Consider the following 5,595-nt stretch of genomic DNA (forward strand, 5'->3'; position numbering starts at 1 on the left):
TAGGACTGCGCTGGGGGAGCGCTGTAATACGGATCGTCTTCGAGCGGAAACGTCACTATCATGAAGCGGGGATTCCTTGATGAAAAAAGTCAGGCCGTGCTACCCGGGCGCACGCATTAACCGGAAAATGGGAAGAATTCCGGGGTGAACGTGCCGTCATCGACCATTCGCTCATTGAGCGATTCCCCGACACGCGACCGGGCAGGATCTCTCGAGTCAGCTGCTTTTAACTTTGTCGACTCAATACGCGCTTTCGCCAGATTACGACGTCTATACAGGCTGATTATCTGCATTCAATTGACTGATAGCAGTCGAATTGGATCCGAAATTGCATGTTAATCACGTGAAGGAAAGCCGGACGCCCATTAAAACAGATATATCAATCGGCTCGCATTGAATTTTAATGAGATAAAAATATTTAGAGCAATTATTCCATGACAAATCCCGCCGGAGCGGTAGTCTTATCGATCAGTAATTTTCATTACAATCAATTAAATAGGCCGTCTCTAAATACTCTGGGATGGCAGCAGAAAATAGCGTCCAAAGACACAAATTGACAATCACAGACAATTTTTAACCACACCAATCATTGACACAACATTTGCGAGTTGGTGATAATCCATCGCCCGAGATACCTCGATGAAACTTGCACAATAGCAGCGCGCAACATTAACCGATATATTCGGTTAATGCGATCATTTCTGCCCGGCCGCGCAACAAAGAGATCCACTGCGGCATTGCTGCACTGGGCGAATCAGCTGTATCGGTACGAATAACGAAATACAAACACGATATGACGATTTCACGGCAGACACTATTCGGCAATCTTGATCGGCATTGACAACCACGCATTGGCGAATGCCGAGAACATTGCATTTTTATTGGGAGTGCGCCGCGGTGTCGCCCGTATAGCCCCAGCCAGGTCTGACCGGAAGTGCCCAACACGCTAAGGCCGCACACTTACGCAGATTGAAGCGATATCACGCCGGCACGGCGGACAACTCGGAAGGCGCGTATTTCGAAGTCGCGAGGACGTCGGCGGGAACCGGAACGTGTGCGCGACGCACCAGCGCGCCGCTGCGGAACATCAGCAGATCGCCCGGCTCGCAGGCGGTCCAGACTTCGTCGGTGAGCGGTGTGGTGGCGATCACCGCCGTGCGATCGGCCGGCGTGCCGCGCTCGGCGAAATCCACCGTCAGATCGCCGTCGACGAGACGCGCGCTCGAAAACGGCCAGTGACGGATCACATACGACAGCCGCGTCGAGCAATACGCGAATTGCGCTTTGCCGTTCGAGAGCACGAAGTTGAAAATGCCATACGGGTTCAGCGTGCGTGTCGCCTGTTCGATCACGCCGAAGGCGGCGTCGATGTCGTCCACGTTCGCGTCCGCTTGAGCGGCGAAATGCGCGTAGAGGCGGTTCATGATGAAGCAGAACGCCGCTTCGCTATCGGTCGTGCCGACCGGTGCATACGGACCGGCTTCGGGTTCGCCGAGCGGTTGGAGGTCGCCGTTATGCGCGAACACCCATTGCTGGCCGCGCAGCTCGCGCATGAACGGGTGGCAGTTCTCCACGCGCGCGCCGCCTTGCGTCGCCTTGCGAATATGCGCGACGACATTGCGCGACTTGATCGGATAGCTCTTCAGAAACTGCGCCACCGGCGACTGATACGCGGGCTTTTCATCCACGAATACGCGGCACGCGCGGTCTTCGTAGAACGCCACGCCCCAACCGTCGACATGATGGTCGGTGAGCCCGCCGCGTGCGGCAAAACCCGTCAGCGAGAAACTGACGTCGGTGGGTTCGGCGCAGCTGAGGGCGAGCAATTGGCACATGTTCGCAGACTAGCGTGTTTCCAGCGCCGCCGTTATAGCGAATCATGCTTTGCAAATCACCTGCGCATCCACCCGCGCGCGGGCTCCCGAAAAACCTCACCTTTGCGCGCGGCCGCCCGGCTTGCCGCGTTTAGCTCGCTAGCTCACCGCTGGTTTCTTCAACGACACCCGTGTCCGCCATAAAGTCGATCGGCGCATGGGCACAGACGCAAACCGTCGCGGCCAATTGCACCGAGCCGTTCAGCGTGACCGAATACGACGATAGAAACGCCGGCTTCAATTCCCGCAGATGCGGCAGGCAACGCGCGCTCAGCACATAAGGCGTCGACATGCCGAGGTCCGGAAAATAGCGCAGCAGTTCCTGATTCATCGCGCCGCAGCACAGACAGCAGATTTCCAGAAAGACTTCCTGAAATGGCCGCTCGTTGGCCTCTTTCAGATAGTAGTTGCGGGTGTCGTCGGTTTCGTCGAAGTGAAGGATCAGCAGCATCCTGAACACGATCGACGAGATGGCCAGCACGACCACCTGAGTGTCTTTCGTTGCGCCCAGGCCGGCTTCGTCGAGCGGCGCGATCTCGCAGGTATCGGCGCTATCCAGCGGCAAGCGCGCCTGCGCCGCCTTGCGAAAAATGCGATCGAAGCTGTCCTTCGCGTTGCCCGAGATCACGCCGGCACCTGGTGTAGCTTCGCCTGAAACTGATTGGCCAGCGACTCGACCGTGGCAAGCGACGCCGCGATCATCTTGCCGCCCGCCTGGATGTCCTGGAACGTGGAGGTCGTGGTCAGATCGTTGCGGTGCAGGCTGTCGCGATAGCTCTTCGATAATTCCTCGGAACGCGCGGCGAGCGCCCGGACCCCGCTCGCCACCACCGCGAAGCCGCGTCCGGCCGATCCGGCGCGCGCGGCTTCGATCGACGCATTCAGCGAAACGATCACCACATGCCGGACGATCGAGGACAGTTCCTGATTCTTCGCGTGCATGTCGTGGTTCTGCGTCATCAGCGAGATCATCTGCTCGTGCCAACGCTCGAAGGTTGCGCCGAGACCTTTCAGGCGCGCGGCTTCGCCGGCGATCTGGTGCGCCTGATACCCCCACTGGTCTTTATCGTCGGTCGCCGCTTTCAGCGTTGCGCGAAGCTCGTCAAGGCTTGTGGATTGCTGTATCAATTCTTCGCGCAACTGCGCGGCCAATGCTTCCATATCCTGCGCGGCCTGTTCGCGTTCGCGGATCGCTTCGTCCTGCTCGACGGGTTCCTCCGACAACGCCTTCACCGGCACACGGCGCGTGAAATCCTGGCTCGATGCGATCTCGCTCATCATGGCTTGCATGCGGCTGAACGGGCGAGTGATCTGACGGTAGAGCAGCGAGCCGAACGACGTCAGCAGAATGATCGCGATACCGGTGACGATCGCGATGGCCGTCGTGGTGGTGGCGAGCGTGGCGTTGAGTGTGCTGATCGCTTCGTCTTTCTGGCGGTTCTTCTCGACGCGCAGGGTTTCGACGATACCTTCGAGCTCGTCACGATACTGCGCGACGTTGGCGAACAGATACGCCTGGGCGAGTTCGTTCTTGCCGTCGGCTTTCATCTTCGCCGTCTCGGTGATCGCCGAGAAGTAGTTCTCGAGACTGTCTTTGGCCTGTGAAACGAGACCTTCCTGCGCGTGGCTCGCGGCATCCTTCGCTTGCAGCGCGAGACCTTGTTGCAGCAAGTCTTTTTTCTTCTTCAGTTCGTCTTGTGCCTGGGCGACCCTATTGGCGTCCGGCGCGTAGACGAGGGTCATGGTGGCGAGTTGCACGTCCTTGACCTGCGAAACGAGGTCGGCCGAAGCGAACCCGCCAGGAACGACGCCCTCGGTGACCTTGCGCACTTCGGCTGCGCTTCCGCGCGTCTGATACACGGCGTAGCCCGCCGATCGCCGCCAAGGCGACGAACATTAAAACCACGAGCAACGTGATGCGATGACGGATAGTCATGTGCCCCCCCGAGGGTCTGGCCTTCGCGTCAGCTCTCGATCGGAGCAGCGCGTTTTTTACGAAATCCAAGTCAAACTTACAGCGCTGCCGAGTATTGCTGACGGATATTACTAAGCGATGACTACACGGTTTTTGACCGCGTCCGGGAGGGTAACTATTCCCCCAAAGTTTTTTATTTTGAGGCCGTTAACCGAGGTCCATTGATTTTCGCGCTGCACTGCGCCGCGCTTTTACGACAGCGCACGGTGTGTGGGCCTACACCGCAGATTGGACGGCAAACACGTGGCGCGAGATGTGTCAGCGGATCGAGGGAAAATGCTTCGACGTTTCACGCGGAGTGATCTTTTTTCGCCAAAGCGCTGCGTGTCACTGAGGAAAGTGCTCGACGTGAATTTCGCCGCGCCGGCCGAGATACTGCACCTGACGTCCCGCGATCCAGACGAAATAACCCACGCATCCCGCCGCCATCGTTCGGCGCACGAACTCCGGGTATTTGACCGCTCCGCTTTGCGCACCGCGCACGGCCTGATTAACGGCATCCGCATCGAACGCGTCAGCGATCATGGTCTCCGCTAACGGTAAAGCGATCGAATATGTCTCGCCTCCGGACGCGTAGTAAGCGTGCTCGCCACGCCGGTAATCGGTGAAATACGATTCGATGCCAATCTCACCGAGCGCGCGGACGACCGAGCCGAAATCGATCGAACCGGCGTGCGAGCGTTGCGCGCAGTCTTCAGCAATGCGGCGGCTTGCCTCGTTCAGGTTTGCGGACATGTCTCTCTCCAATAGGGTTGCGTATTTACTCGACGGGAACGGCCTTCAGACCATGGACGGCGACGATGTCTTTCAGCACGCCGACAAGCATCGCCTTGACTGACGCGGGCAGGTGGCCGAAAAACTCTTCATCGTTTTGATCGGCCAGTTGCGCCAGTTCGGGCACGAGCTTCTTGCCTGCCGCGCTCAACGCGACAACGTGATTGCGGCGGTCTTCTTCGACAGTCGCGCGTTCGAGGAGCGCTTTGGCCTCGATACGCGCCAGCAGTTTCGATACGGCGCCTTTGCTCATGCCGGTGCGCGCGGCCAATGCCGTGGCGGACGTCGGTCCCGAACCGTAAATTTCACGGAGCAACACCCACTCGGACACCGTCACGCCATGCGCCTCTACTTTCATCTGGAAACCGTGCGACACGTGATTCGACACGAAGCGCAACCAGTAGCCGACGTGCGCTTCGAGGTCACTCACCGGTTTCTTACGCAATGGGCTAGGGGCTTTATCTTTATGGCGGGAACCAGGCATCGAAGGGTGTGGTATGTGATGAACGTTGAGCGAATATTAGTTTCCTAGGAAACTAGTGTCAAGCTGATCACCAAACTGATCGGGAAGGCCCGGGCACAGGCTCCCGAATTCCCTCACCTTAGAGGTCAAAGTGCACAGACAGGTAGCGCTATTTTCACCTCGCCGGCTCCTGAATCTTCTCACCTATGGATTTTTGCGTGCTTCTTTGAAGGCTGTTTGAATGGTGCTTCGCGGTCGGCTGTCAGGAGGATTTGGAGGATTTCCTGGAAATCCTCACCGTATTTCAGGTGGGAGTTCAACACGGCGGTTGCTCACCTCCTGGAATCGCTCACCTTTTGCGATGGTGATGTCATTTCCTGGAATTCCTCACCGGTGAGTGAGATAGCGCCATCTCCTGGAATCGCTCACCTTTGCCCATGGTGACGTCATTTCCTGGAATTCCTCACCGTTTAGCGAGGTGGCGCCATCTCCTGGAATTCCTCACCGTT

General features: G+C 57.9%; 4 protein-coding genes and 2 pseudogenes. All 6 read right to left on the reverse strand.

The features are described 5' to 3' along the window. Nucleotides 1-980: 980 nt before the first annotated feature. A complete protein-coding gene (locus tag QOC89_RS28290) occupies nt 981-1,835 on the reverse strand; it encodes a class II glutamine amidotransferase (RefSeq protein WP_323048054.1) in 855 nt (284 codons plus the stop codon). 130 nt (nt 1,836-1,965) lie between these two features. Continuing rightward, nucleotides 1,966-2,502 (reverse strand): hypothetical protein, encoded by a 537-nt coding sequence (locus QOC89_RS28295; RefSeq protein ID WP_323048055.1) that lies wholly within the window; start codon nt 2,500-2,502, stop codon nt 1,966-1,968. Then, a pseudogene (locus QOC89_RS28300) lies at nt 2,499-3,068 on the reverse strand (methyl-accepting chemotaxis protein); the annotation flags it as partial. The gene QOC89_RS28295 and the pseudogene QOC89_RS28300, both read right to left, overlap by 4 nt. 29 nt (nt 3,069-3,097) lie before the next feature. After that, nucleotides 3,098-3,810: pseudogene (locus QOC89_RS31985) on the reverse strand (MCP four helix bundle domain-containing protein); the annotation flags it as partial. Nucleotides 3,811-4,176: 366 nt separating this feature from the next. Then, complete coding sequence (locus tag QOC89_RS28305; RefSeq protein WP_323048056.1) at nt 4,177-4,584, reverse strand: DUF1398 family protein; 408 nt, start codon at nt 4,582-4,584, stop codon at nt 4,177-4,179. 25 nt (nt 4,585-4,609) lie between these two features. Next, nucleotides 4,610-5,053 carry a MarR family winged helix-turn-helix transcriptional regulator gene (locus QOC89_RS28310; RefSeq protein ID WP_323048057.1) on the reverse strand — a complete coding sequence of 148 codons (444 nt, stop codon included), beginning with the start codon at nt 5,051-5,053 and terminating at the stop codon, nt 4,610-4,612. Nucleotides 5,054-5,595 lie beyond the last annotated feature (542 nt).

This window comes from Paraburkholderia sp., assembly GCF_034668105.1.
Classification (GTDB): domain Bacteria; phylum Pseudomonadota; class Gammaproteobacteria; order Burkholderiales; family Burkholderiaceae; genus Paraburkholderia.